The sequence below is a fragment of the Aliidongia dinghuensis genome, assembly GCF_014643535.1.
In the GTDB taxonomy this organism is placed as follows: domain Bacteria; phylum Pseudomonadota; class Alphaproteobacteria; order ATCC43930; family CGMCC-115725; genus Aliidongia; species Aliidongia dinghuensis.
Window position 1 is genome coordinate 503,724 of the sequence record NZ_BMJQ01000002.1, and the last position, 25,986, is coordinate 529,709.

27 protein-coding genes are annotated in these 25,986 nt (G+C 67.4%); 9 read left to right on the plus strand and 18 right to left on the minus strand.

The window, feature by feature from the left end; translation table 11 throughout:
- Window positions 1-41 precede the first annotated feature (41 nt).
- The 4 genes from IEY58_RS05700 (at window position 42) to IEY58_RS05715 (ending at window position 4,176) form a co-directional block, all read left to right on the plus strand.
- Complete coding sequence (locus tag IEY58_RS05700; protein WP_189043393.1) at window positions 42-746, plus strand: pirin family protein; 705 nt, start codon at window positions 42-44, stop codon at window positions 744-746.
- 30 nt (window positions 747-776) lie between these two features.
- Window positions 777-1,727 (plus strand): glutathione S-transferase family protein, encoded by a 951-nt coding sequence (locus IEY58_RS05705; RefSeq protein WP_189043395.1) that lies wholly within the window; start codon window positions 777-779, stop codon window positions 1,725-1,727.
- 119 nt (window positions 1,728-1,846) lie between these two features.
- A complete protein-coding gene (locus IEY58_RS05710) occupies window positions 1,847-2,059 on the plus strand; it encodes a DUF2842 domain-containing protein (RefSeq protein WP_189043397.1) in 213 nt (70 codons plus the stop codon).
- Window positions 2,060-2,148: 89 nt separating this feature from the next.
- Complete coding sequence (locus IEY58_RS05715; protein WP_189043399.1) at window positions 2,149-4,176, plus strand: methyl-accepting chemotaxis protein; 2,028 nt, start codon at window positions 2,149-2,151, stop codon at window positions 4,174-4,176.
- Window positions 4,177-4,309: 133 nt separating this feature from the next.
- Here IEY58_RS05715 and IEY58_RS05720 read toward each other — a convergent pair whose 3' ends face one another.
- The 7 genes from IEY58_RS05720 to IEY58_RS05750 all read right to left on the minus strand — a co-directional run bounded on the left by IEY58_RS05720 (window position 4,310) and on the right by IEY58_RS05750 (window position 10,740).
- Window positions 4,310-4,855, minus strand: coding sequence for a thioredoxin family protein (locus tag IEY58_RS05720; protein ID WP_189043402.1), 546 nt, complete (start codon window positions 4,853-4,855; stop codon window positions 4,310-4,312).
- A gap of 114 nt (window positions 4,856-4,969) precedes the next feature.
- On the minus strand, window positions 4,970-6,376 hold the full coding sequence (locus IEY58_RS05725) for a hypothetical protein (protein WP_189043404.1): 1,407 nt from the start codon (window positions 6,374-6,376) through the stop codon (window positions 4,970-4,972).
- A gap of 59 nt (window positions 6,377-6,435) precedes the next feature.
- Window positions 6,436-7,104 (minus strand): nitrile hydratase subunit alpha, encoded by a 669-nt coding sequence (locus tag IEY58_RS05730; protein WP_189043405.1) that lies wholly within the window; start codon window positions 7,102-7,104, stop codon window positions 6,436-6,438.
- On the minus strand, window positions 7,101-7,412 hold the full coding sequence (locus tag IEY58_RS34575) for an SH3-like domain-containing protein (RefSeq protein WP_189043407.1): 312 nt from the start codon (window positions 7,410-7,412) through the stop codon (window positions 7,101-7,103). Before IEY58_RS34575 ends, IEY58_RS05730 begins: the two co-directional genes overlap by 4 nt.
- Window positions 7,409-7,723: an SH3-like domain-containing protein gene (locus tag IEY58_RS34580; RefSeq protein ID WP_189043409.1), complete on the minus strand. Its 315-nt coding sequence runs from the start codon at window positions 7,721-7,723 to the stop codon at window positions 7,409-7,411. Before IEY58_RS34580 ends, IEY58_RS34575 begins: the two co-directional genes overlap by 4 nt.
- A gap of 54 nt (window positions 7,724-7,777) precedes the next feature.
- Window positions 7,778-9,064 (minus strand): DUF1501 domain-containing protein, encoded by a 1,287-nt coding sequence (locus IEY58_RS05745; RefSeq protein ID WP_189043411.1) that lies wholly within the window; start codon window positions 9,062-9,064, stop codon window positions 7,778-7,780.
- The gene (locus IEY58_RS05750; RefSeq protein WP_189043413.1) at window positions 9,058-10,740 is read right to left on the minus strand and encodes a DUF1800 domain-containing protein; all 1,683 of its coding nucleotides are present in this window, start codon (window positions 10,738-10,740) and stop codon (window positions 9,058-9,060) included. The genes IEY58_RS05745 and IEY58_RS05750 overlap by 7 nt, the downstream gene beginning before the upstream one ends.
- Before the next feature lie 407 nt (window positions 10,741-11,147).
- Between IEY58_RS05750 and IEY58_RS05755 the strand changes: the two genes are divergently transcribed.
- Both IEY58_RS05755 and IEY58_RS05760 read left to right on the plus strand, forming a co-directional pair.
- Window positions 11,148-11,879 carry a hypothetical protein gene (locus IEY58_RS05755; RefSeq protein WP_189043415.1) on the plus strand — a complete coding sequence of 244 codons (732 nt, stop codon included), beginning with the start codon at window positions 11,148-11,150 and terminating at the stop codon, window positions 11,877-11,879.
- Between the two features lie 344 nt (window positions 11,880-12,223).
- Window positions 12,224-12,928 (plus strand): glutathione S-transferase N-terminal domain-containing protein, encoded by a 705-nt coding sequence (locus IEY58_RS05760; protein ID WP_189043417.1) that lies wholly within the window; start codon window positions 12,224-12,226, stop codon window positions 12,926-12,928.
- Window positions 12,929-13,048: 120 nt separating this feature from the next.
- Here IEY58_RS05760 and IEY58_RS05765 read toward each other — a convergent pair whose 3' ends face one another.
- Window positions 13,049-13,648, minus strand: coding sequence for a PEP-CTERM sorting domain-containing protein (locus IEY58_RS05765; protein ID WP_189043419.1), 600 nt, complete (start codon window positions 13,646-13,648; stop codon window positions 13,049-13,051).
- Window positions 13,649-14,101: 453 nt separating this feature from the next.
- Between IEY58_RS05765 and IEY58_RS05770 the strand changes: the two genes are divergently transcribed.
- Window positions 14,102-14,764 (plus strand): cysteine hydrolase, encoded by a 663-nt coding sequence (locus IEY58_RS05770; RefSeq protein ID WP_229743513.1) that lies wholly within the window; start codon window positions 14,102-14,104, stop codon window positions 14,762-14,764.
- A 22-nt stretch (window positions 14,765-14,786) separates the two neighbouring features.
- Here the strand turns inward: IEY58_RS05770 and IEY58_RS05775 are convergent, their stop codons facing one another.
- The 6 genes from IEY58_RS05775 to IEY58_RS05800 form a co-directional block, all read right to left on the minus strand.
- On the minus strand, window positions 14,787-15,038 hold the full coding sequence (locus IEY58_RS05775) for a DUF3297 family protein (protein ID WP_189043421.1): 252 nt from the start codon (window positions 15,036-15,038) through the stop codon (window positions 14,787-14,789).
- Between the two features lie 106 nt (window positions 15,039-15,144).
- A complete protein-coding gene (locus tag IEY58_RS05780; protein WP_189043423.1) occupies window positions 15,145-15,624 on the minus strand; it encodes an Lrp/AsnC family transcriptional regulator in 480 nt (159 codons plus the stop codon).
- A gap of 81 nt (window positions 15,625-15,705) precedes the next feature.
- Window positions 15,706-16,476, minus strand: a complete 771-nt coding sequence (locus IEY58_RS05785; protein ID WP_189043425.1) for a class II glutamine amidotransferase — start codon at window positions 16,474-16,476, stop codon at window positions 15,706-15,708.
- 37 nt (window positions 16,477-16,513) lie between these two features.
- On the minus strand, window positions 16,514-16,750 hold the full coding sequence (locus IEY58_RS05790) for a DUF6356 family protein (protein ID WP_189043427.1): 237 nt from the start codon (window positions 16,748-16,750) through the stop codon (window positions 16,514-16,516).
- A gap of 231 nt (window positions 16,751-16,981) precedes the next feature.
- A complete protein-coding gene (locus IEY58_RS05795) occupies window positions 16,982-18,565 on the minus strand; it encodes a peptide ABC transporter substrate-binding protein (protein WP_189043429.1) in 1,584 nt (527 codons plus the stop codon).
- A 99-nt stretch (window positions 18,566-18,664) separates the two neighbouring features.
- Entirely contained in the window at window positions 18,665-19,426 is a 762-nt protein-coding gene (locus tag IEY58_RS05800; protein ID WP_189043431.1) for a LysR substrate-binding domain-containing protein, read from the minus strand.
- Here IEY58_RS05800 and IEY58_RS05805 point away from each other — a divergent pair.
- Window positions 19,397-19,612 carry a Rossmann-fold NAD(P)-binding domain-containing protein gene (locus IEY58_RS05805; protein ID WP_189043432.1) on the plus strand — a complete coding sequence of 72 codons (216 nt, stop codon included), beginning with the start codon at window positions 19,397-19,399 and terminating at the stop codon, window positions 19,610-19,612. The two genes, IEY58_RS05800 and IEY58_RS05805, sit on opposite strands and share 30 nt — an antisense overlap.
- A 47-nt stretch (window positions 19,613-19,659) precedes the next feature.
- On the opposite strand, the gene IEY58_RS05810 is transcribed toward IEY58_RS05805, so the two are convergent.
- The 3 genes from IEY58_RS05810 to IEY58_RS05820 form a co-directional block, all read right to left on the minus strand.
- Window positions 19,660-20,316: a flavin reductase family protein gene (locus IEY58_RS05810; RefSeq protein WP_229743514.1), complete on the minus strand. Its 657-nt coding sequence runs from the start codon at window positions 20,314-20,316 to the stop codon at window positions 19,660-19,662.
- A gap of 145 nt (window positions 20,317-20,461) precedes the next feature.
- Window positions 20,462-21,082, minus strand: coding sequence for a class I SAM-dependent methyltransferase (locus IEY58_RS05815; protein ID WP_189043434.1), 621 nt, complete (start codon window positions 21,080-21,082; stop codon window positions 20,462-20,464).
- A gap of 104 nt (window positions 21,083-21,186) precedes the next feature.
- Window positions 21,187-22,410 carry a Yip1 family protein gene (locus IEY58_RS05820; RefSeq protein WP_189043436.1) on the minus strand — a complete coding sequence of 408 codons (1,224 nt, stop codon included), beginning with the start codon at window positions 22,408-22,410 and terminating at the stop codon, window positions 21,187-21,189.
- A 395-nt stretch (window positions 22,411-22,805) separates the two neighbouring features.
- On the opposite strand from IEY58_RS05820, the gene IEY58_RS05825 reads away from it, so the two are divergent.
- A complete protein-coding gene (locus tag IEY58_RS05825; protein ID WP_189043438.1) occupies window positions 22,806-23,888 on the plus strand; it encodes a metallophosphoesterase family protein in 1,083 nt (360 codons plus the stop codon).
- Between the two features lie 43 nt (window positions 23,889-23,931).
- Here the strand turns inward: IEY58_RS05825 and IEY58_RS05830 are convergent, their stop codons facing one another.
- Window positions 23,932-25,968: a M13 family metallopeptidase gene (locus IEY58_RS05830; protein WP_229743515.1), complete on the minus strand. Its 2,037-nt coding sequence runs from the start codon at window positions 25,966-25,968 to the stop codon at window positions 23,932-23,934.
- Window positions 25,969-25,986: the final 18 nt, after the last annotated feature.

A 25,986-nucleotide genomic window follows, 5' to 3' on the forward strand; every position in this document is an offset into this window, starting at 1 on the left:
TTTGGAACCAAGGAAATCCTTCGTTCCGAGAGGCCGTCACCATGATCCATGTCACCCCATACGAACAGCTCGGCGCGTTCCGGAACGAGTGGCTCGATGCCCGGCACCATTTCAGCTTTTCCTCATACGACGATCCGTCGCGCATGGGCTTCGGCCCGCTGCGCGTCTGGAACGACGATCGGATCGCGGCCGGCACAGGCTTCGATCTGCACGGCCACCGCGACATGGAGATCATCACCTATGTCCGGCAGGGCGCCATCACGCACACGGACCATCTGAACAATGTCGGCCGGACCGAAGCGGGCGACGTGCAGGTGATGTCGGCCGGGCGCGGCATCATGCATGCCGAGCACAATCGCGAGGCGGAGACGACGGAGCTGTTCCAGATCTGGATCGAGCCGGCGCGGCGCGGGGTGGCCCCGGCCTGGGCCGCGCGCCGCTTCCCGAAGGTCGGGCGGGCGGGCCGGCTGCTGCCGCTCGCCTCCGGCCGTATTACCGACGAAGGCGTGCTGCCGATCCACCAGGACGCGACCCTGTTCGGTGCCAGCATGGCCCCGGGCCAGGGGCTTGAGATCGACATCGAGCCGGGCCGCCTCGTCTATCTGGTGCCGTCGGCGGGCTCGATCGTGGTCAACGGCATTGCGGTGCCCAACCGGGCCGGCGTCGCCATCGCCGACGAGACGCGGCTCACGATCGGCGGGCCGGACGCGTATGACCTGGTCCTGGCCGACCTGCCGCGCGCCTGATCATCGACGCCGCAACAACGGAGAGAGATCATGGGCATGCTCGTCGACGGTGTCTGGCAGGACGTCTGGTATGACACGAAGCGGACCGGTGGCACCTTCCAGCGTGCGGACTCCGCGTTCCGCCACCAGGTGAGCGCCGAGCCTGGCGCCCGCTTTCCGGTCGAGGCCGGGCGCTACCACCTCATCGTATCGCTCGCCTGCCCCTGGGCGCATCGCACCATCATCTTCCGCAAGCTGAAGCGGCTCGAAGCGGCCATCTCGCTGAGCGTAGTCGACCCCTTGATGCTGGACCAAGGCTGGCGCTTCGCCGACGCCGATCCGGTGACGGGCGCCGAATTCCTGCATCAGGTCTATACTGCGGCCGACCCCACCTATACCGGCCGCGTCACCGTGCCGGTGCTGTGGGACAAGCAGGCGCGCACCATCGTCAACAATGAATCATCCGAAATCATCCGCCTGATGAACGGCCCGCTCGCCGCCTTGGGTGATGCGTCCCATGACTATTATCCGGTCGATCTCAGGGGCGAGATCGATGCGCTCAACGCGCGGATCTACGACGCGGTCAACAACGGCGTCTACAAGGCGGGCTTCGCGACATCGCAGGCAGCCTACGAGGCTGCCTACCACGCGCTCTTCGCCATGCTCGACGAGCTCGAGGCGCGCTTGGGCCGCGGCCGCTATCTCTTCGGCGACCGGCTGACCGAGGCGGACTGGCGGCTGTTCACGACGCTTGTCCGGTTCGACGCGGTCTATCACGGCCATTTCAAGTGCAACCGGCAAACACTCCGGAGCTTCCCCAATCTCTGGGGCTATGTCCGCGACCTCTACCAGATGCCCGGCATCGCCGAGACCGTCAGCCTCGACCATATCAAGCGGCACTATTACGTGAGCCAGCGCACGGTCAACCCGACCCAGATCGTGCCGGTCGGACCGGCGATCGACTTCGCCGCCCCGCACGGCCGGGACCGGCTCTCGGCCTGATCGCCCGGCCTTGCGGATTACCCGGGCTGGCTGCGCCGCGTTCGACCTGCTATGGATCGGCGGCGCGGCGCCCCGGTGCCGCGGCCCGATGGTGGAACGGGTTGGGTGGATTCATGCGCTTGCGCATTCTTTTCGGCACGCTTGGCCTCATCCTGGGGCTGGCGATCTATGCGCTTGCCGTCATGCGGCTGGCGGTGGCGGTGCTGCCGGACAATCAGCTCATCGAGGTCGCCTATTACGTCGTGACCGGCACGGTCTGGATCTTCCCCGCCGCCCGCCTTACGCGCTGGATGCAGGACCTGCCGCCGGTGCCGGACCGTTTCGGCAACTGATTCCGGCGACCGTCTAGAGAAAGTCTTAAGCTTCCACGGCAATGCTGCGGGCGGACCAAACGCCGGCACCGGCGCGGGGAGGCTGCAGCATGTTCCGTTGGCTGATCGATCTCAAGATCCGGACCAAGATGGTCCTGGGGCTGGGCATTACAGCAATCCTGGTCGCCGCCATGGCGATCGTCGGTTTGCGTGGCTTCGGCACGGCCGAGCGCAACATCGGCGGCATCGACGCGGCCTTCGCCGTCGCGACGGCGACCGACCGGGTGCAGCTGGCGCTCCGCGGCGCGCTCATCGAGCAGCAGCACATGATGCTGGCGCAGAAGTCGGACGAGGCCGCGAAGGCCGAGGAGGCTGTTGCCGGCTATGCCGCGGACGGCGCCAAGGCGATCGGCGAGGCGCGCGCCCGCACAGACGATGCGACACTGGCCCAGGCGCTCGATCAGGCGCGGGATGCCTGGGGCCAGCTCAGCCCTGCGCTCGCCAAGCTCGCCGAGTTCCGCAAGAAGGCGCTCGACGCCCGCAACGGGCCGTTCCTGGTGGCGAACGGCCAGATCCTGCAGGCGCTGCAGCAGGCGATCAATCAGGCGAAGGCCGATAATCCGGCGGCGGTCGAGAACCTGACCGACGCGCGCGACCGTTTCGGCGACCAGCGCGTCAGCGTGCTGCGCTATTTCGCAACGGGCGATGCGACGCAGATCGCGCTCGCCCGGCGCGCCACCGGGCTCATCGTCGAATACATGAACTCGGCCAAGACGCTGGCCGGCGACGGCCCGCTCGGCACGGCGATCGACGAGGCGACCGGCCGGGTCAAGGGCTATGTCGACCTGGCCGACAGCGTGGTGGCGCTCAACAAGGCGACCGCCGAACAGGCGTCCGGGCAGGTGGAGCCGCTGCGCGCCAAGCTGGTCGAGCTGCTGGACGGCGTGGCCGCCGGTGCCGCCCGCGGGGCCGGCGACGAGGTCACGGCCGTGACGCGGGCGACCGGCCGTGGTGCCGGCCTCATGGGCTGGACCGCCGGGGCTGCGGTCGTGCTGCTCGTCGCGGTCGGCTTTGCCATGACCTGGGCCATCGCGCGGCCCCTCATCGGCCTCAACGACGCCATGCAGCGCCTCGCTGGTGGTACGCACGACGTCGGGGTCCCGTGCCTGGGGCAGAAGGACGAGCTCGGCGACATGGCGCGCACGGTCGCCGTGTTCAAGACGAACCTTGCCGAGACCGACCGGCTGCGCCACGAGCAGGAGGCGGCGAAGGCCGAGGCCGAGCGGGAGCGGCGGGCAGCCCTCGCGGTGCTGGCCGACGGGTTCGAGGCGAGCGTCAAGGGCGTGGTCACGGCCGTGTCCGCGGCATCGGTCCAGCTGCAGTCGTCGGCCGAAACCTTGAGCGAGACGGCGAGCCGGGCGTCGGCGCAATCGACCGAGGTGGCCGAGGCGACGCACGGCGCGCTCGAAGACGTGCAGACCGTGGCCTCTGCCTCGGCCGAGCTCGCCGCCTCGATCCGCGAGATCGGCGGCCAGGTCGGCCGCTCGGCCGCGATCGCGGGCCAAGCGGCGCGCCAGGCGGAGGCGACGGGCGGCACGGTCAATGCGCTGGCCGAAAGCGCGCAGAAGATCGGCGAGGTCGTGGCGCTCATCAGCCAGATCGCGAGCCAGACCAACCTCCTGGCCCTGAACGCGACGATCGAGGCTGCCCGGGCGGGCGACGCCGGCAAGGGCTTCGCGGTCGTGGCAAGCGAGGTCAAGAACCTGGCGGCGCAGACCGCGCGGGCGACCGAGGAGATCGCGCAGCAGATCGCGGCGATCCAGACGGCGACCGGCGATGCGGTCGGCGCGATCAAGGGCATCGGCCGGACGATCGACGAAATCAACGAGATCGCGAGCGCGATCGCGGCGGCGGTCGAGGAACAGAGTGCCGCGACCGAGGAAATCTCGCGCAACGTGACCCATGCCGCCGACGGCACCGGCGAGGTCGCGCAGAAGATCGGTGGGGTGACGCTCGCCGCCGGCGAGACCGGCTCGGCCGCGGGTCAGGTGCTGGCCGCCGCCGACGAGCTCTCGCACCAGTCCGACACGCTCGAGCGCAAGGTCGAGGATTTCCTCACGCGCGTGCGGGCCGGGTAAGGCGCCAAGCTCCCCTCCGTCATTCCCGCGAAGGCGGGAATCCAGAGCTACAAGCAAGATTTTCGGCCAGAGATCCAGCGCGGCAACCCTGGGTCCCCGCCTCTCGCGGGGACGACGGGAGAGGAAAAACTTCTCAGCCCGCCGGGCGCTCGGTCCAGCGTACGAGCTGGTCGACCACCGCCTGGGGCGGCATCGTGCCGGCGTCGCCCAGGGCCTCGAGGCCGTCGCGGTTCAGGACCTGGTTGCTCCCAGGATCGACCACCATCACGGTCGGGATGCCGCGCAGCTTGAAGCCGTAGGCGGCCGGGATGTCGAGGTTCTTGTTGAAGCGGCCGACGTCGATCACCGCGACCTCGTAGTGGGCCGCGACATAGCTCCGGATCTGGTCGAGCGCCAGGATGCCGCCGAGCGCCCGGCAATCGGGGCACCAGTTGGCGCCGAAATCGACCAGCACCTTCTTGCCGGAGGATTTCGCCGCGGCGAACGCCGCCGCCAGCGTCTGGTGCGCGTCGGCGCTCTCGTCATAGGGATGCGGGGCTGCCTGCACCTGGTCGGCCGTCACGACGGGTGCTGCGGACGGCGGGGCCGCGAGCGCTGCGCCGCTTATCGCCAGGACGGCGATCGCCGCTGAGATCGCCACTGGGATCGCCCCTGGGATCGTCAGAACCGACCGTGCCATGCCGCCCTCCTCCGCGCGCAGGTTCGGGGAGGAGGGTGCGTCTCGCCGATCGGTTTGGCAAGGGGCCGGTTTGGCAAAGGTCAGTTTGGCAAGGAGCCGGTTCGTGACGCGCGATCAGATGAGCCGCAGGCCCTCGAGCAGGCGCCGCTTCTGTACCGGCCAGAAGTCGGGGCGACCGGCCGGCGGCCGCTTCATCGGCCGGCCGAGCGCATCCTGCAGCCGCCGTTCGAGGCCGCCGAACGGCATGCCGAAACCGTGGCGCGCTGCGCGCAGTTTCATGGCGCCGATGAAGTCGGCGGCGGAGATCGCATCGAAAAAGGCCGGGTGATCGGCGCGGCTGTGCTCGCCCGGCCGCCAGTCGTCGAGGAAGTCGGTGATCGTCTCCTCGAAATCGCCGAGCTTGGCGGGAATGAGGTCCGACAGTTGCTTGCGCGACGCCATGTAGGCCTGGCCCCAATGCGACGCCCGTTCGAGCTTGATCTCGCGGGCGATCGATTCGGCCAGGTCGAAATAAAGATTGGCGCATCGGGCGGCCGTCTCGATCTGGTCGGCCTTGCGTCCGCGCGCGGCCTCGCGGATCGCGCGCACCGCCTCTTCGGCGACCGCGACCAGCTGGCCGATGGCCCGGTCGACGAGCGGCGCCAGCTCGGTCTGCTCCAGCATCTGGATGTCGGTGCAGCCGGTCACGCGATGGATGAGGGTAACCACCTCCCAGGGCCGCGCCAGATGGTTCATTACGGCATGGCCGAGCCAGACCGGGTCGAACTGGCGGTTGGTACTCAGCGCCTCGTAGGCCTTGCCGAAGCGGCGGACCAGCACGGCGTCGAGCTCGATGCCCGGGGCCTGGGGCGGTCCGTCGACGCTCAGATCCTTCAGCGCCCGGGCCAACGCGGCACCGCCGGCGAGCACGATGCCGATGCGGCGCACGTCCTCGATCACCGCCTGGGCCGTGTTCTTGAAGGCGAGCGTCTTGGCACGGCGCGCGAGCTCGGCCATCGCCTCCTCCTCGAGCCGCTCCATCTCGGCCGGGACCTTGGCCGCGGCGGCGCGCCGGTAGGTCTCGTCGATTTCGCGCAGCGCCGCCGACTGGGCGAGCGACGCCTCCCACCAGGGCACGAGCGATTGCCGCCGGATGACGCCCGTATCGCTATCGTCCGGCTCGTCGATCAGGAACGGCTCCAGGAGCTGGCAGACGCGGCGCATCAGGGGCTCGCCGGCCGCCGGGCCGCGATCGCCGCTGCGGCGCAGCTCCAGCGCCTGCAGCACCTGGCCGAAGCCGGCCGAGTGGGTGAGCACGAGACTGTCGGCGCCCAGCATGGCGCGCAACTGCTCCGCCTTGTCGGGCGGCAGCTTGGCGATCAGCTCGACGAGCTGCGCCCAACGCGCGTCTTTGGACGCATCGAGGCTCGGGATGGTGGGGGCGGGAGCGGGCGAAGCAACGGGCGTCGGGATCGGCTCGGCGGTCGCGACAGGTGCCGCCGTGTGACTGGACGTCGGCGTATATTGCCACCGACTGCGCAACGTTCGTCTCCTTGTACTCCCCTCCTCTGTAAAATTAGGGACAAATGACGAACGAGGCGTTAACCCGCTGAAGTAGCAAAGGCAACGCCGACCATACTGTCGCGGGTGGCGAGGTCCGCGAGCCGCGCCTCGTCCCAGCCCTCGGTGCCGGCCGGCCGGCGCGGCAGCACCAGGTAGCGCATGTCGGCCGTCGAATCATGGACGCGGACCTCGACGTCGTCCGGGATGTGGGTCCCGAATTCGGCGAGCACCGCGCGCGGCTCGTGCACGGCGCGGCTGCGGTAGGCCCGGCTCTTGTACCAGTCGGGCGGCAGGCCCAGGAGCATGCGCGGATAGCAGGAGCAAAGCGTGCAGACGATGAGGTTGTGCACCTCGGCCGTGTTCTCGACCACGATCAGCTTCAACGGGCCGATCTCGAGGCCGATCTCGCGGCAGGCCGCACTGCCGTCGGCCAAGGCCCGCGCCTTGAAGGCGGGATCGACCCAGCAGCGTGCGACGAGCTTGCCGCCCAAGCCCGGATGGCGCGCGTCCATCGCCTCGATCTGCCGGCGCATGTCGTCGGCCGAGAATACGCCCTTCTCGAGCAGGAGCGACGTGACGGCGAGCTCCATTGCCTGATGGTATGTGAGGTCGCTGTCCGCATCCGGCGGCGGGGCGTGCGGGTGGTCATGATCGTGGTCGTGGTCGTGATGCCCTTGGACGTGATGATCATGGGGTTGGCCGCTCATGGCGCCGCCTCCAGCCAATGCTGATAGATTTCGATCTCGATCGTGTCGCGCGCCGGGCCGCGGTAGTCGGCCCAGAGCTCGGCTTGGCGGAAGCGGACGCGATAGAGCGGCTGGGCCGGCAGGCCGGGCCGGTTGAACGCGAGCTCCTCCGGGTTGGCGAAGGCACCGCACAGGCGCTCGACGACGCCGGTCGCACCGCGGGCGTAAAAGGGCGTGCGGAGATGGCCCAGTGGATAGGCCTCGCGCACCGTCACCCGGTCGCCCGGCTTGAAGCGGGCCGGGATGGCGTCGGTCGCGGGCCCGCTCACTGCGCCTGCTCCGCTGCGTGGCGCGCCTTCATTTCCTCCATGCGCCTGCCCAACTCGTCGGACGTCAGCACGCCGCGCTGCAGCAGGGTCTGGGTGATGGAGGTGATCCAGCGCTCGTAATAGCTCATGCGGTCATAGGCCTCGGGCCCGATCGCCTCGATGTTGCGGCGGAGCTCGTCGACCTTGAGCAGGCCGCGCGCCGACAAGAGCATCATCAGCGCGTCGACGCGCTTTTCCCAGGGCGCGTAGTCATGCTCGCTCGGGACGACCGGCCCCGCTTCGAGCCCGCCCATGTCGTGATGGCTGCGCATGCCGTCCCCCTCACCGTTGCTGGGGCGCGAGTATGGGCCGGCGAGCGGATGGGCTCAAGCCTTGCCGGGGGCGGCGCCGAACAGGCCGAGCGCTCCGGGATAGCTGTAGCCCTGGAAGACCGAAGGCAGCCGGCGACCCTCGCGCGCCTCCAGCACCTCGGTCAGCACGCGGCGATAGTCGGTCGCGACGGCCAGGTCGACGCCCTCGTCGAGCCGGTCGGGCGTCATGCCCGGCCAGGCGCCGTAGAAGCGTCCGCCGTGCACCTTGCCGCCCAGCACCGCCATGACGCCGGCCCGGCCATGGTCCGTGCCCTGGCTCTTGTTCGAGCGCAGCCGCCGGCCGAACTCGGTCAGCGTCACGAGGATCATCCGGTCGTGATAGCGCGCCATGTCGTTCCAGAATTGCGCGATGCCGTTCGACAGATGGTCGACCGCGGCCTTGAACCGGCCGGGCTGGTACTCGTGCGTGTCCCAGCCGCCGATGTCGACGGTCGCCGCTTCGAGCCCGATATCCATCTTGATGAGCTGCGCCAGCGTCTTGAGCGGCCGGCCGAAGTCGGCGGCGGGGCCATAGTCGACATGCGCCTCCGCCTGATAGGGCTGGATGTGGCCTTGGGGATCGCGCGACAGGCGGCCGTCGATCGTCGCCATGGCGCCAAGCGCGTCACGCCCGGCGATGCCGACGTCGCCCTGCGCAAAGGCATAGAGCCGCTTCAGCACCTCGGCCGCCTGCGGCCCGCCCGGCGGCGCCAAGCCCCCATCGAGGCCCGGCACGGCAATGGCGGAGGGCAGGCCCAGGAGCTCGCCCGAGATCGTGCCCGAGGCCGAGGCCGCGACCAGGCCGCGGGCGGCGCCGTCGGTGCCGAGCGCGCGCGTCAGCCAGCCGTCGTTCTGCCGGTTGAGTGCTGCGGCATCGGCGACGCCGCGTTCGATCATGTCGGTCGCGACGAAATGGCTACGCGTGCCGTCGGTCAGGCCCACCGCATGGAGGAATGCCAACTGGCCGCCCTTGTAGAGTTCGGCCAGGCCCGCCGCCTGCGGATGCAGGCGGAAATCGATCTTCGGGTCAGGCCCGTTCGCGAGCGCATGGCCCGCGTCCGGCCCGTCGACCGCGACGCGCAGCTCGCTCGCGCGTGCGTCGATGAACTCCGGGTCGGTTGCGGGCGAGATCAGGTTCAAGCCGTCGCAGCCGCCGCGCAGATGGACCACGACCAGCAGCGGCCGGTCCGGCCCCGTGCCGCCGAACGCGAGATTGCGCAAGCCCGGCACCGGCAGCAGCCCGGCGGCGAGCCCGGCGAGGCCGCCGCCCAGGATCGATCGGCGGGTGGGATGGCTCAGCATGTCTGGAACCCCGGGGCCATGGCGGCGAAGGCGGCGATGCGGGCGAGCTGTTTCTGGGTATTGGGGGCACCCGGCGGCAGCGGGCCATCGGGCGGCCAGCCGAGCCCGCTCGCGAGCGCCTCGGTCTCAGCCGGGTCGAACGCGCCGGTCATCGCCTGAAGCCAGAAGGCCGCGGCGGCGCGCGGCGTGGCGGCGGCCGGCCCCATGAGGTGGGCCAGATCGACGGTCCCCGTGCCCCAGGAATTCTCGGCGACCGCCAGCACCAGCTGCCAGCGCTGGCGCATGGCGTTGGTCGAGAGCAGGATGTCGCGCCGGTCGGGCAGGCCGGTCGGTGGGGCATAGCCGTAGAGCCGCTGGCCGGCATAGGCGATGCCGTTCAGGAGCGGCTCGGTCGGCACGATGTCGAGCTCGGTCGCGCGTGCGAAGCCGGCGGCGAGCGCCAGCGGCCGGCGCACCTTGCGGCCGCGCGTCGCCTTGAACTCGGGCGAGGTCACGATCGCGCGCACGACCTCAGCGATCTGGTCATGGGCATGGGCCTGCTTCTGCCAGACCGCGACCGCCTCTGCCACGAGCGCCGCCGAGGCATTCTCGCCGGCGAGCCGGACCACGAGCTTGCGGCAGAGATGCTGGGCCGTCGCCGGGTGGAACGCCACCAGGTCCAGGACCTTGCGCCCGTCGGCCATGGCCGGCTGGAACGCGTCGAACTCGGTCGCGAGCACGCGCTTCTGATAGCCGTCGTGCCAAGTCTCGACATACGCGAACTTGCCGGTGTTGGGCAGCTTGCGCCGGCCGTCGAGCCCGGTGCCGTCCTCGACCGTCCAGCCGGTAAACGCGCGCGCGGATTCATAGACGTCCTGGTCGATATATCCCGCCGGCTGCCCCTTGAGCGCGCCCGGCACCTCGCGCCAGCGGTCGTACTTGTCGTTGAGATAGGCGTCGGCGCCGAGCGTATGGAGCTCGAACAGCTCGCGCCCGAAATTCTCATTCGCCGCCCCCGCGCGCGACGATTTGTTCGACAGGTAATAGAGCATGGCGGTCGAGCTCGCGACCGCCTCGAGGAATGCGCGGAAATTGCCGAGCGCATGGCGCCGGATCACGTCGCGGTCATAGGTCGGCAGCGCCACCATGACCTGGTCCTGGTCCCAGGCGTCGACGTTGAAGTGGTCGTGCCAGAACTGGACCAGCACCTCGCGCAGCTGGTGGCGCGCGAAGGTGGCACGGATCACGGTCGCGGCCATGACCTCCATGAGTGGCCGGCGCCGCTCCTGTCCGTCGTGCTTGTCGCGCTCGGCCACGGTGGGCCAGACCGCCTCGATCGGCTGGCCGAGCGTTGCAAGCGGCCGCATCTCGTCCACCGCCGGGTAGGCCTTGTCCTTCCCCTCGGCATATTTGATGTGGAAGGTCGTGCGCGCGAGCTTGGCCGCGACCGCCGGTTCGTCGCCCGCCGGCGGCGCCAGCTGCTCGTCGAGCCACGCGCGATAGCCCATCGCCCGGAACGCCTGGACCTCGCCGGGCCTGGCGCCATAGCCGAGCCGTGCCAGCACCATGGGCGCGAAGCCGGGATCGGCCTCGGCCGGGTCCGGCTTGGCGGCCGCTTGCTTCGCCGCGGGCGGGCGCTGGGCGGGCGGTTTGGCAGCAGCTTGGGCGGCAGGTTTGCTCTCGGGCGCGGTCGCCATTGGCGGCCCCTCTCTTGGGGATTGGTCCGGCGGGCACGAGCCGCCGACCATCGGGCGCAACATACTCCATCATTGGTAGGCAGGTGCTGGGGGATTCATCCCCGAGGGAGGGGTGGCCTATGTGTCGGCGCCTCGATTTGGGGCGAAAGGATGGATCTTATGCGCGAATATAAATTAAAAAAACTTGCCTAGGTTGAAAATAAGTGGCATATTTTGATACCGTTTCCATCGAAATTTGGCAGAACTCCTCCAGGAGCGAGGCCGTATTCGGACTATTTTATAATAGTATATTTGTTACTTAAAGCATGGCTCTGAAAAATTTGACGTCTATATCATGCAATATCATGTATGGCGCGGTGAATTGTGAGATTTTATCCGAATTGATCCGAAAGAATGGAGGATCTCTCATGAAAATTTCCTCAGCTTCGACCAAAGCATGGCCCGATTATGCCGGTAGCGTTCCGGGAACAATCCTTACGCGCCGGCGGCTTTTTTGCGTATCAGCCGCATCCTGTGCGGTAGCCCTGCTTCCGCTCCCCAGATTCTCCCCGCTATCCGGCGTGGAGGCCGCCACCTGGGTGGATCTGTTGTTGGACGGGACGAAGATGCTGGCAAGCACCGCCCTGAGTTCCATCGACTTCAAAAAGATCATGAATTGGATGATGGACGCGCCGCTAAAGGAACCCGACCGTACGACCTACCATGATCGGTGGTCATTTCCTGTCCAGTTTGATGATAAGTATCCGCTTTCCGCCTTGAATAACGGGAAGTATTTTGGCGTCGATAATAATCCGATCTTGACGAACGAGAATCAGTACGAAGCGCAGTCTGATTTAAATCATAACGAAATTACCGGCCTGACGACTCAGTTGAAATACGGCGACGGACTGCTGATTGATTCGAGCGGGCGGCCGAAGTTGCCTGGCTACACCGGAGCGCGTCGGCCCGCAAAGAAAAGTGACGCAGACGAACTTTCGGCTCTTATTTCGAACGACCCGACGGTTCCCTCGGCAAGGCAGTATGGCCTAGCTTATGTCAGAGATTTCTGCACCTGTAACGGTCCGATGAAAGGATACGCTCTGGCCACGGCGAACAACCCAGATCCAAATGACTTTGCATTCAAGATTTATAAAGCCTGACTTCGGCCCGACCTCCTTTCGCGCGCTGTCGGTATTGGCTCAATCGGCGCCCTGAGCATTGTTGGGCATGGGGCATTGTTGGGCATGGGGCATTGTTGGGCATGGGGCGCCGATTTTGACTCTCCAGGTGAGCAAGCCCCGCGGCTGCCTGAGGGGGCACTGAGCTGTGTTATGTCCCTCGGACGGTCTCGCGAGCCGATAGTGGACGGTCTCATATCGGCCACTCGCCGACATTGAGCCGATCCCATCCCCCCATTGTCCCCCTCCCGCCCCGCACCTAAATCTACCGCTCCTTCTTTCGGGCCGGCGTTCGCCCGGCTCTTCAATCAGGGGCACCCAGCCACATGACCGATCTTTCCGCCTTCCCGATCACGAAGCGTTGGCCGGCGAAGCATCCGGACCGGATCCAGCTCTACTCCCTGCCGACGCCGAATGGGGTCAAGGCGTCGATCATGCTGGAGGAGACCGGGCTGCCGTACGAGCCGCATACGGTCAATATCGGCGCCAACGAGAGCTGGACGCCGGAATTCCTGTCGCTCAACCCGAACGGCAAGATCCCGGCGATGATCGATCCGAACGGCCCGGGCGGGCGGCCGCTGGCGCTCTTCGAATCAGGCGCCATCCTGCTCTATCTGGCGGAGAAGACGGGCCGGTTCCTGCCCGGCGACCCGGCGGAGCGCTACGAGACGATCCAGTGGGTGTTCTTCCAGATGGCGGCGATCGGCCCGATGTTCGGCCAGCTGGGCTTCTTCCACAAGTTCGCCGGGCGCGAGTACGAGGACAAGCGGCCGCATGAGCGCTACCGCGCCGAGTCCGAGCGTTTGCTGGGCGTGCTCGAGACCCGGCTCGAAGGGCGCGACTGGCTCATGGGCGAGGCCTACACCATCGCCGACATCGCGACGCTCGGCTGGGTGCGCAACCTGGTGGGATTCTACGGCGCGCGTGAGATCGTCGGGTTCGACACGTTGAAGCATGTGCCCGCCTGGCTCGAGCGGGGCCTGGCCCGGCCGGCCGTGCAGCGCGGCATCGAGATCCCGCCGCGCCCATAAAGACACAAGCCATCGTCCGAAAGAAAAGACCTGCCTGCGCCCCGGGGCTCGATCGAGAAGGGCGCAGGCAGGCCGGCTTGCCGGTCCGGTAAGGTGCGGGGTCTCCGGTAAGGTGCGGCGTCAATCGACGGGTAGGCGGGCCGGCTTCCGACGGGTGATCAGGCCAAGCGCGATGAGGCCTGAAGCGAGCAGTGCCAGGCTTGCGGGCTCCGGCACGCTGGTGGCGGGGCCTAGGTCGACCAGCGACACATCATCGAGGCCCTGAAAACTCGGATCGTCGCGGAAGGCGAACAGCAGCGTCGCCGACGTGTCGACGGCGGTCACGTCGAACGTGTACTGGGTCCAGGTCTGCGGGGTCGAGACGTTCGCCTCCGACTGCAACAGCATGCCGTCGAAGCTGACCGACCAGTCGTCGGGCGTGTTGTCGCCGAGCGCGTAGATGTGGAAATAGCTCAGTTGATAGACGTCGCCCACGACCGTGGTGATGGTCTGCGACAGTGTGCCGTCGGAGCCGATCGGGCCGAGTTCGGCCGCGAAATTGCCGCTGTTCGGCGCGATGGGGAAGCTGCCGACAGAGGTGTCGCCCAGATTGCCGCCGTGGATCCAGCCGGTGAAATCACCGGTCTCGAACCCGCCGTTCGTGATCAGGTCGGCCTTGGCCGGTGAAGCGATGCTCAGGGCGACGGTGGCCGCCGCCAGGATTCCGAACAAGGTGCGCATGATAGTCGGCCCCTAACCAGTACTCCCTGGCAGACCCAGAGCATATCTCGTGCCACAAGTTTAATTTGTTGAATAATAAAGGATTTTTTCCGATCGATCGGTTGGGTGCGGTACGCCCTCAGGCGACCGTAAGGAATCTCGACGGGGCCCCCGCCGGCCGCCCGGACCAGGGATTTTTTCATTTTAAATCGGCGCAACTGCAGATCAGCGGGCCGATTCGAGGCCGCACCGGGCAAGGCCTTGCCCGGTCTCGATTTCCCCGCCCCGACGGCGAATCGGCGGCGTTTGTCACGGATGTGTAAAATAATTCGACAGTGCCGGGCCTAGGCCGCTGGTCGCGCTCGGGTTTCGTGTTGGGGCGCCGGGTGCGACCTCTTGACTGCCGGGGAACGGTCTGCCAACCGATATGATCCCATTCGATGGGATCAGGGCCGATTTGGGGAGTTCGACGCCATGTCCTCGCCACCGCCTACCACGCGCCGCCTTGCCGTCCTCGGGCTCGCCACCATGCTGGCCTCGTCCTTGTGGTCATTGCTCGTGCCCTCGGCCGAGGCCGCGACCATCATCGACGAATGGGCGACCGTCCAGCCGCCGGCGGTGCCGGCCTTGAAGCCGGCAACGGTCGACCCGAAGACGACGGCGCTGCTCGTGCTCGACATCGTGCCCCAGACCTGCAATGCCGAGCGGCGGCCGCGCTGCCTCGCAACCCTGCCGGCGATCCACGGCCTGCTCGAGCGCGCGCGCCGTGCCGGCATGATGGTTGGTTACAGCCTGGTCCCGGGCAGCACGGCCGCCGCCGTCCTGAAGGAGGCGGCGCCGGTCGGCGGCGAGCCTACGGTCACGTCGAGCGCCGACAAGTTCCTCGGCACCGACCTGGAAGCGCGCCTCAGGGCGCGCGGCATCAAGACCGTGATCACGGTCGGCGTCGCTGCCCAGGGCGCGGTGCTGCTCACGGCGGAGGAGGCGGCGCTGCGCGGCTTCGAGGTCGTGGTCCCGGTCGACGGGGTCTCGTCCGATTCGCCCTATGCCGAGCAATACCTGGCCTGGCACATGCTGAACGCGCCGGGGGTCGCCGGGCACGTGGTCCTGACCCGGACCGACCTCGTGCAGTTCTGAGCCGGTCCCGTCCTGAGGGGGCTTACGCTGTCGGCGCGACGTCGCGGAAATAGGGCTCGACCACGCCCTTGAGCTTGATGGTCATCGGCTGGCCGCGGCGGTTCAGCGTGCGGCCGACCGCGACGCGGATCCAGCCCTCGCTCACGCAATATTCCTCGACGGTCGTCTTCTCGGCACCGTCGAAGCGGATGCCGACGCCGCGCGCCAGCGCGGCCTCGTCGAAATGGGGGCTCTTCGGGTCGGTCGACAGCCGGTCGGGCGGGACATCGCTCATGGGATCGGGTCTTGCATGGTGAGGGTGGACGGGTGGTGATAGCCGCCTGCGCGCGAAATGCCAAGCCAGCGGTAAGGCTCCGCGAGCGTCAGCGCCAACCGCGGCGTCACGGCTTGAACGCGACTTCGGACAAGGGCAGGGCGGTCGTGTGCTTCAGCCGCTCCATGGCGAAGCTCGAGCTCACGTCCTGCAGGCTCGCGACGCGGATCAGCTTGCGATAGACCCGGTCGTAGTGCGCGATGTCGGACACGATGATCTTTAGAAGATAGTCGACATCGCCGCTCATGCGATAGACCTCGACGATCTCGGGGATCGTGGCGACGCCCTTGGCGAAGCTCTCGAGCCATTCCTCGCTGTGCTGGCTGGTGCGGATGCTGACGAACACCGTGCTGCCGAGGCCGAGCCTGGCGGCATCGAGCAATGCCACGCGGCTCTTGATCACCCCTTGCTCCTCGAGCGCCTTGACGCGGCGCCAGCAGGCGTTGCTCGACAGGCCGACGGCCTCCGCCAGTTCGGCGATCGTGACGTCGGCGTCGGTCTGGAGCCGGGCCAGGATGCGTGCATCCGCCCGGTCGAAATCTACCATGGGTGTCGCTCGATGTGGGATGAAGTCACATCATCATAGAATAGCCTGGGAGATTTTCCACCGATCGCGCAGTGCCATCGATCACATGGCAATGGGGCGGAGTGTCACGCCTTGGTCCGGTGCGGTGACCAGGAAATGGTTGCGCGGAACCCGGTTCCAGCGCTGGCCATCGCCGTCGAGCGGTTCCGACACGATAATGACGGCGCCGTCATCCTCGCGCCAATAGAGGCTGGGCGGCCGGTCGTCGCTGGCGTAGCGCACGGCGACGATGCGCCGGCCGTCGCTCAAGGCCGCGGTGAAGCGCAGCGGCTCGTCGATGCTGGCACCCAAGCGCTCGGCCTCGATGTCGGCGAGCATGGCGCGGATCGCTGCCGCCGGATCGGCGTCGGGATCATGGCGGAACAGCAGGTAGAACGCGGTCTCGCTGTCGGTCGTGCCGGCGCGCAGCGGGTAGAGCGCGTCGGGGATCTTGGCCTCGAGCCGGCGCCGGAGCCGGGCATAGCCGCCGATCTGGCCGTTGTGCATGAACAGCCATTTGTCGTGCGCGAACGGGTGGCAATTGCTGCGTGCCGTGTCGGTGCCGGTCGAGGCGCGGACATGGGCGAAGAACAGCCGGGCGCGCAGCTGGCGTGCGAGCGAGCGCAGGTTCCGGTCGTTCCAGGCCGGCAGCGCCTCGCGATAGAGGCCCGGGTCGGGATGATCGCCGTACCAGCCGAGCCCGAACCCGTCGCCCTGCGTGGTCGAGATCGACTTGCGCGCCGCCAGCGCCTGCTGGACCAGGGAATATTGCGGCTCGTAGAGCAGCCGGTCGAAATAGGTCTCGGGGCCTAGATAGGAGAGCCAGCGGCACATGAGGGGCGTCTGGTGGTGAAGGTGCGGCGGCGGTGGCTCAGGAGCGCGCCGCCCCCGCGACCGCGCCGCGATGGCGCGCCGTCACCATCCGCTCGTGCAGATGGCGCACCGCTTTGCTGCCGGTCTTGGTGAAGGCGCCGGGGATGAGCGCATGGACGAGGCAGGCGAGCCCGGCGAGCAGCATGGTCACGCCGAAATAGCCTGCGACCTGCATATGCTCGAAATAGGTCTCGTCGACCGTGCGCGGATGATCGAGGAACAGCTTGTCGAACATGGGCGGGCTCTCGGGGTGCTTCGTTGCTGGACGGCACCATTCTATGGCGGATTTCCTGCCATAAGTTCCCAAACTGTGGCGGTTTATCGAGTAGAACTGGGAAATTTTACCGTTATGTGGTGATATGTCGAAAAATTTTCACTCTTCGATCGCCTTCTTCTCTAATCGTCATGGCCGGGCATGACGGAGGAGAGGCGGCGGCAAGAGTCCCGCCGTCCCGACGTCGCCCACTCAATGCGGGTCGAGCCGGACCGGCTTCGAATAGTAGAAGTTCAGGATGTTGATCTCGAGCCCGTGGACATAGGGCTTGATCAGCCGCTTGATCGAATAGCTGTAGATCGGCACCAGCGGCTGGTCGCGCAGCACCAGCCGCTCCGCCGCTTCGAGCAGCTTCATGCGCTCGGGCGCGTCGACGGTCCCCTGGGCCTGGTGGACGAGATCGTCATATTCAGGGTTGGCATAGCCCGGGTCATTGAGGCCGGCGCTCGACAGCAGCAGCTCGGCGAAATTGTTGGGGTCCGGGTAGTCCGCGGTCCAGCCGTCGCGGAACAGCTGGGTCTCGCGCTTCTCCTTGCGCGCCTCGACGAACACCTTGAATTCCTGGTTCACCAGGCTGACCCGGATGCCGAGCGCCTGCTTCAGCATGGCTGCCACCGCGATCATGATCTTCTTGTGGTTCTCGTTCGTGTTGTAGCGCAGCTCGATCTCGAGCGGCCGGTCCGGGCCGTAGCCGGCTTCGGCATAGAGCTGGCGCGCCCGCGCGATGCGTGCCGCCATTGGCTCGTCCTTCCAGGGAAAGCTCTGGTTCTCATAGCCGTCGAGCCCGGGCGGGACCCAGCCGTAGGATGCGGTCTCGCCGGTCCGGGTGATCTTGCCGACGATCGCCTCGCGGTCGATTGCGAGGTTGATCGCCTCGCGCAGCTTCAGATTGTCCTTGAACGGCGGCCGGGTCAGGTTGAAGCCCAGGTAATAGGTGCCGAGGTACGGCAGGATGTGCAGGTCGGGCGCAAGCTCGGCGCGTATCAGGTCGATCTGGTCGGACGGCACGTCGTAAGTCATGTCGAGCTCGCCCGCCCGATAGCGCTTCAGCTCCTCATTCTGGTTCTCGATCGGCAGGTATTCGACCCGGTCGAGTGTCACGGCGCCCGCGTCCCAGTAACGCGAGCTGCGCCGGAGCACGATGCGCGACTGCGGCGTCCATTCGGCGAGCTCGAAGGCGCCGTTCGAGACCAGGTTGCCGGGCCGCGAATATTGCCGGCCGAACTTCTCGACCGCGGGCCGGTAGGCCGGGCTGAAGGCGGGCATGCCGATGAGCTTCAGGAAGAAGCCGGTCGGTGCCTTGAGCCGGACCTCGAGGGTGCGGTCGTCGAGCGCGCGCACGCCCAGGCTCTGGGGGTCGGCCCTGCCGGTCACGATCTCCTGGGCATTCAGGATCGGATAGAACGGAAAGGCGTATTTCGAGCCGGTCCCGGGATCGACCGCGCGGCGCCAGCTCCAGGCGAAATCCTCGGCGGTCAAGGGCGCGCCGTTCGACCAGGTGAGACCGGGCCTGAGCGTGAAGCGATAGGTCATGCCGTCGGGGCTCACGGTCCAGCGCTCGGCCTCACCCGGCAGCGCCTCGCCTTTGGGGCCGATCACGACCAGCCCTTCGAACAGGTCGTGCAGGATCTGCAGGTCCGGCTCGAGGTCGCACAGCGCCGGGTCGAGCGTCGCCGGCTCCGACCCGTTGCCGAGGCGCAGCACCTGGTCAGCGCGGGCCGGAATCGTGAGCAACGCCAGGATCGTGAGCAACAGCAGAAAACCGCGCGGCACCATCGATCCCCCCGTTCGACCTGCAAGCGGCAGGAGAGTGGCAGAGATCGGGGCAGGGCGGAAGGCGCCAACCCTCGCCCACGCGAGCGGGCAAGGGCATATCTACCCCCGCCGCGCGAACTCGATGAAGGCGCGCAGCGCCGCGGACAGTTGGCGGCGGCTCGGGTAATAGAGGAAGAAGCCCGGGTAGGCGGGACACCAGTCCTCGAGCACCCGCACGAGGCGCCTATCGGCGAGGAAGGGCTCGGCAATGCCCTCGAACACATAGGCGACGCCGGCGCCGGCCAGGGCGGCGTCGATCGTCATGTCCCAGTCGGCGAGCATCAGCGGGCCCTCGACCTCGATCTCGATGGGCGTGCCGTCTCGCTCGAACTCCCAGCGATAGGGGGCGCCGCTCGGAAAGCGGTAGCGGATGCAGGGCAGGCCCAAGAGGTCCTGCGGCACCCGGGGTAGCGGGTGCTGTTCGAAAAACGCGGGGGTGGCGACGACGGCCGAGCGCTGGCGCGGCCCGATCGCGGTCGCAATCATGTCGCCGGCGATGATCTCGCCGAAGCGCACGCCGGCATCGAAGCCTTCCGATACCACGTCGACCAGCGCGTCGTCGATCGTCAGCTCGACCCGCACGCCCGGATAGGTCGCGAGGAACCGGGCCACGATCGGCAGCAGCACCAGCCGGGCGGCCGATTTCGCCGCATTGATGCGCAAGGTGCCGACCGGCGCGTCGCGAAAGGCATTCAGATCTTCGATCGCCGCGCCGATGTCGAGAAAGGCCGGCTTGATCCGGTCGTAAAGCCGCTGGCCCGCATCGCCGACTACGCCCCGACCGTCGGCGCCATGCGGGAATTCTCGACCGGCGCCAACCATGCCCAGCCGGGCGACCCGGCCCGGCTCGCGACCGCGATCCTGGCGCTCGTCGACGCCACCGAGCCGCCGCTCCGCTTGCCGCTCGGTAGCGACACGGTCGCCCGGATCGAGGAAAAGAACCGCTTCGTCGCGGCCGAGCTCGAAGCCTGGCGGACGCTGGCACTCTCGACCAACTTTCCCGCCTGAACGCCTAAGGAAGCCCTCGCCCGCAGGAGCGGGCGAGGGGGCCTGATTTAGCGCGGCCGGTGCATGTCGAACCGGGTCTCCGGGCCGATCTCGGCATAGGCGCTGGGGCCGCCGGCGCGCAGGATGATGCCGGCGCCGAACGTGTCGAAGATGCCGTCTTTCAGGAGATGCTTCGCGATGTGCACGGCCACGACTTCGCCGAGCGTCAGCCAGGCCTGGGTCGCCTCGCCCTTGTGGTTCTTGAGCTGCAGGATCTCGACGACCTTGCACTCGAAATTGACCGGGCTCTCGGCGACGCGCGGCACGTTGACGAGCCGGGAGGGCACCGGGGTCAGGCCGGCGAGCTCGAACTCGTTCATGCCATAGGGCACGGCGGCGCAGCTCTGGTTCATCCGCTCGGCCAGCTCGCGGGTGGTCAGGTTCCACACGAACTCGCCTGTTTCCTGCACGTTGCGCAGCGAATCCTTGGGGCTCGTGCTGGAGAACCCGATGATCGGCGGGGTGTAGTTGAAGCCGTTGAAGAAGCTGTAGGGCGCCAGGTTGACCGTGCCGTCGGCGCCGCGCGTCGAGACCCAGCCGATCGGCCGCGGCCCGACGATCGAGTTGAACGGGTCGTGCGGCAGGCCGTGGCCCTTGGACGGTTCATAATAGTGGCGGTCGGCGTCGTCGATCATGAGCGGCACTTCCGGAAGACGTCTCGGCAAGGTGCCTCACATGGCGCACGTTTCTTGTCTTTGCAAGTAAACCGCCGTCACGGCGCACCCGCGAAAACGTCGAGGATGACGTCGGCAGCGACGATGCCCCGGTTGCGGGCACCCAGCAGCAGGCGCGACAGCGCGGGCCGGCCGATCAGCCCTTGCCCGCCTCTATGAGCCTGAGCCGGCCGAACAACCCGGCCGGTGCGCTGGCCGTGACCCGGAGCCCGGTTTCCGCGAGGAAGCGGTCGAGCGGGAAATAGGGCTCGAACCCGAGCGAGCCCGCGAAGCGGCTGAGCTGCCGGTCGAGCCGGGCCGAGAGCCCGGCCGGCGTCGAGAAATGGTTCACCAGCATGATGCGGCCCTGGGGCCGGCAGACCCGACCGATTTCCGCGCCGAACCGGCCCAGGTCCTGCACCGTGGAGGCGACGAAGAGCGCCACCACCAGATCGAAACTGTCGTCGGCAAAGGCCATGGCCTCGGCCGACATCAGCTGGAATTGGCAGCGCTCGGCAAGGCCGCAGCGCCGGGCCCGCGCCTCAGCCTTGGCCAGCATTTCGGCCGAGACGTCGATGCCGACGAGCCGGACATCCGGCCGGTAGTAGGGCAGCGACAGGCCGGTGCCGACACCGATCTCCAGCACCCGCTGCCCCGGCCGGTCGTTCGCCGCCCGGATCGCCCGCCGGCGCGCGCGCTGCAGCAGCGGCCCGAACAGCAAGTCATAGGTCGGGGCATAGCCGCGATAGGCTTCGCGCGCTTCGGCGAGGGTGATCATGGCGGACCGCCAAGCAAAGTTGAATGCCCGTGCCGATTATAAACCTTTTGCGGACAAAGGGGTTCCGGCCTGTGAGCGTGCGCCGGCCGGTGGCGGCCTCGATGCTATCTGAGCGCCAGCACCCGCTCCGGCGCGATGGTCGCGACCGCGCTCTTGAGGTCGTCGAACGAGCCGACCGTGCCCTCGGCACCGATCATGAACCGGTCGTCGATCAGCACGCTGTATTTGCCGGCATGGGACTGTCGGTCGTACTGCTGGACCGTCAGCTGGCCATTGACGCGCGCGACCTTGTCGAAGCCGGTTGCCGTCTCATGGTCGCTTTCGATGCCGAACACGCCGGCCAGGCTCGCGAGCGAGCCGGCGGCGGCGAGGTCGGTCACGCTCAGCTTCAGCGTATTGCTGCCGCTCTGGTAGGTCGCCTCGGCCCCGGCGCCACCGAACGCCGTGCCGCTCGAGAGCTCGGTGCGCGAGAAGCCACCCGGCAGGCTCGCCGGCAGCAACGCCTTGAGGCTGTCGGTCGAGACAGCCTTGACCGGCGGCGCACCGGCGTCGGTGCTCTTGTTGCCGGACTGGCTCGGATCGATCTGCTTGGCGACGGCGCCCAGCTGATTGACCGCCGACTGCAGCTTGCCCATGTCGAGGTGCGCGCCGTTGGGCAGATCGATCGTCCCGGCACTGCCGGCGCTGCCCTGGGTGGCGGTGGCCGCCCGCTCGGGCGGCACGGAGGCGCCGAAGCCGGCGAGCCGACCGCCGATGAAGCCCAGGACCAGATAGAGCACGACGGCGACGACAATGACCGTCGCGGTATATCCGAGCGCCTTCGCTTCCGGCGCCTTCATCAGGCGCGGCAGGCCCAGGTAAAGCAGATAGAGGCTGTAGAGCCCGAGAATGCCCAGTACGCCGAGCCATGGCAGCAGTGAAAAAATGCCCGCGACCCAGGCGGCTGTCGAGGAATAGGCCGCGACCTTGAAGGCTTGCACCCGGTTGCTCTGGCCGCCGAAGCGCGGGGCGAGCACGTCGATCACCAGCGCCAGGACGAACACGCCGGCGAGCGCCAGGACATATTGCAGGATGGCGGTGGAGAGCGCGCTGCCGACCGACGGCCGATAGCTGAACCCGGCAAAGCCGTAGCCGAACACGATGCCGTGGATGGCGCTGCACACCGGGCGGATGGCGGCGAGGATGAGGATATAGCCGGTATAGAGGCCCCCGATCGTGGCGGGCTCCGCCTCGATCTTCGGCCACTCGGTCAAGGGCGAGAGCAGGATCGCCTTGATGCGGGCGACGATCCCGGCGAAGGCTGCCGGAGGATGATCCAGAACCGTCATTTTCGATCCCCCTTATTGGGCGTACGGGGCAAATCCCGAGGCACATGAGAGGGGCGTCAGTATACGCCGGTAGTGTCTCGCGGTGTTGTGACCCGAGTCACAGTCTATGGAAATGCGCCTTTGCCATGCTGCGATGCCGTGTTGATGACATGGGCGAACTCAATCGCAGATCGATTCATTTATCTATAACAATCGAATTACTGCGGTTCCGCTAGGATGCCTCGCCCGCCCGCACGTCGTCGTTGTGCCGCGGCCTCGCGCCGCGCTCAAGCATCACCACGCCATCGCAAGAGGGAGGCAGCATGACCCCGCATCAGCAAGCATCGCATCAACGGTTCCGACCGGGTGCCGTCCGGACCAGGCCGAAGCCTGGGCATTCCCAGGCTCATCCGGGGGTGCAGCCGCTCGATCCGGTGACCCATCGCAACACCAGCTTTCAGCCGCTGCCGCGGGCCCTCGGCCTGCCGCCCTACCACTACGATCTCTCCGACCATTTCCCGGACATCGCGCAATCGATCACCGCTGCCAAGCAGCAGGTATTCCACGTCGTCGGCGACACGGGCGGCATCAAGGACGCGGAATATCAGGGCAACGTCGCGGCCCTGATGGTGCAGCACCTGGCGGACGCCGGCGATGCCAAGCCGCAGTTCTGCTACCACGTCGGCGACGTGGTCTATTTCACCGGCGCCAAGAGCGAATATTACGCGCAGTTCTACGAGCCCTACGCGCATTACGAGGCGCCGATCTTCTCGATCCCGGGCAACCACGACGGCGAGGTCGACGATCCCTCGGCGCAGACCTCGCTCGACGGCTGGGTGCAGTACTTCATGCAGGCCAACCCGGACGTCGACCCGATCTCCAAGGATGCGCCGCGTGTGCAGCTGAGCCTGCCCAACGTCTATTGGACGTTCGTGACGCCGTTCGCGACCTTCATCGGCATGTATACCAACGTGCCGGAGCACGGCTCGATCGATTCGACGCAGCAGCAGTGGCTGACCAACGAGTTCGCGACCGCGCCGGACGACCGGGCACTGATCCTGGCGCTGCATCACCCGATCTACTCGTTCGACACGTATCACAGCGGCAGCTCCAAGATGGCGGACGCGCTCGAGAACGCGATCCGCGACACCGGCCGGGTGCCGAACATGGTGCTGACGGGCCATGTGCATAATTACCAGCTGATCGAGCACGAGATCATCTCGGGCACGCCGACACCGTTCCTGGTCGTCGGCAACGGCGGCTACCACAATTTGCACCAGCTGAGCGCCGCGCCCGGCGACAGCGCGGTGGACACGGGCGCCGTGCTGAAGGACGCGGAAGAAATCTGGGGCTTCCTCACCCTGACGATCGACAGCGAGTCGATCTCCGGCGTGCCGATCTTTGTCGATCGCGACAAGAACGTTACCGAGGGCAAGCCGTTCAAATACACGGCCAAGCCGCTGAAGCTTGCCGATCCGAAGTCGGTGCCGACGCTCTGAGCTCAGGCGGAACGGGGCGGGGTGCTGAGCCCCGACCCGTTCCTCACCACACCCGGCAGCTCTTGGCCGGCGCCATCGGCGTGCCGGGCCTGCACGAGAAGGCGTGTGCGAATTCCGGCATGTTCGCGACCACGCCGTTGACGCGGAAGGACGCGGTCGAATGCGGGTCGGTCAGCGCCTGCAGCCGGGCGGACGCCGGCGTCTGGTTCGTGCACCAGCTCTGGGCATAGGCGAGGAAGAAGCGCTGGTCCGGTGTGTAGCCGTCTATCTTCTGGGGCGTATGCGAATTCCGGTCCGGGGCGGCGAGCGCCTTGCGGAGCGCCATCAGGGCCAGCCGCGTGCCGCCGTTGTCGGCGGTGTTCTCGCCCAAGGTCAGATGGCCGTCGAGCTTGACGCCCGGCAGCGGGCTGAAGCCGGCATATTCGCGCGCGATGCATTCCGAGCGTGCGTGGTAGTTCGCTGCGTCCTTCTTCGTCCACCAGTTGGCGAGATTGCCATCGGCATCGAACAGGCGGCCGGAATCGTCGAAGCCGTGGGTCATCTCGTGGCCGATCGTGGCGCCGATCGCGCCGTAGTTGATCGCGTCGTCCCAATGGGCGTCGAAATTCGGCGGCTGCAGGATGCCGGCCGGGAAATTGATGTCGTTGCGCTGGTCGTCGTAGTACGCGTTGACCGTCGGCGGCGACATGTACCATTCGTCCTTGTCGACCGGCTTGTCGATCTTGGCGAGCTGCCGGCGGAACTCGAACGTGGCACCGCGGAAACGGTTGCCGAGCGCATCGTCGCGCTGGATCTCGAGTGCCGAATAGTCGCGCCACTTGTCCGGATAGCCGATTTTCTCGGCCATGACCTCGAGCTTGTGCAGTGCTTTCTGTTTGGTCTCCGCGCCCATCCAGCCGAGGCCGGCGATGTCCTGGGCGAAGGCCGCCTTCAGATTCTTGACCAGCGCCAGGATGCGCGCCTTGCCCTCGGCGCCGAACGCATCCTCGACATAGATCCGGCCCAGGTCTTCGCCGAGATCGCCGTCGGTGAAGCCGACGCAGCGCTTCCAGCGCGGGCGCAGCTCCTTGGCACCGGTGAGCGTGCGGCCATAGAAATCAAAGCTTTCCTCGACGAAGCGCGCCGGCAGCATGTCGGCGGCATGGGCGAGGAGATGGGCTCGCAAATAGGTCTTCACGTCCTCGACGGGCGTCGTGACCAGCAGCCGCTCGACCGCGGCGAGGAAATCCGGTGCTGCGACATTGAGCGCGTCGAAATCCGGGGAGCCGACACCCAAGAGGTAAGCCGCCCAGTCGAAGTCGGGGACGAGCCGGTCGAGCTCGCTGCGCGGGCCCTTGTGATAGACGGCGCTCGGGTCGCGCCGGCGGACGGTCGAGAGCGAGGCGCGGGCGAGCGCCGTCTCGAACGCCATCACCGTGTCGGCGTCCCGCGCGGCCTGAGCCGCGGGCTCGCCCAGGAGCTCGAACAGCCGCTCGACATGGGCGACGTAGGCGGCGCGCGTCTGGTCCGCTTCCTTGCCCTTCTTCAGGTAATAGTCCCGATCGGGCAGACCGAGACCGGCCTGGTCGACCTCGGCGATGACCTTGGTCGCGTCGCGGAAATCCTGGTCGGAGCCGAAGCTGAACAGCACGTCGGTGCCGATCAGGTGCAGGTGTGCTACGAGCGGCGCCAGGTCACGGCGCTCGGTCACCGCCGCGATGCCGTCGAGTTCGGGCCGGAGCGGCTCGATGCCCTTGGCCTCGATGGCGCTCTCGTCCATGCAGGCGGCCCAATAGTCGCCGATGCGCTTGGTCGCGGGCGTGGGATCGGCGGCGGCCCGCTCGAGGATCGCCTTGAGCTTCGCCCGGTTGCTCTCGACCAGCTGGGAATCGGCGTCCCAACTGGTCTGATCCGGCGGAATCGGGTTGGCCTTGAGCCAGCCGTTGCAGGCATGGGCGTAGAAATCCTGGCACGGCGAGACGGCCGGATCGATGGCGCCCACCATGAGCCCGTCCTCGGCCGTGGGCACCACGGCCTGGGCCGACGCGGCGGTCGAAACGCTGGCGAGGATCAGGGCGGGCAGGAGCAGGGAACGACGCAAGCGGGGCTTTCTATGAAG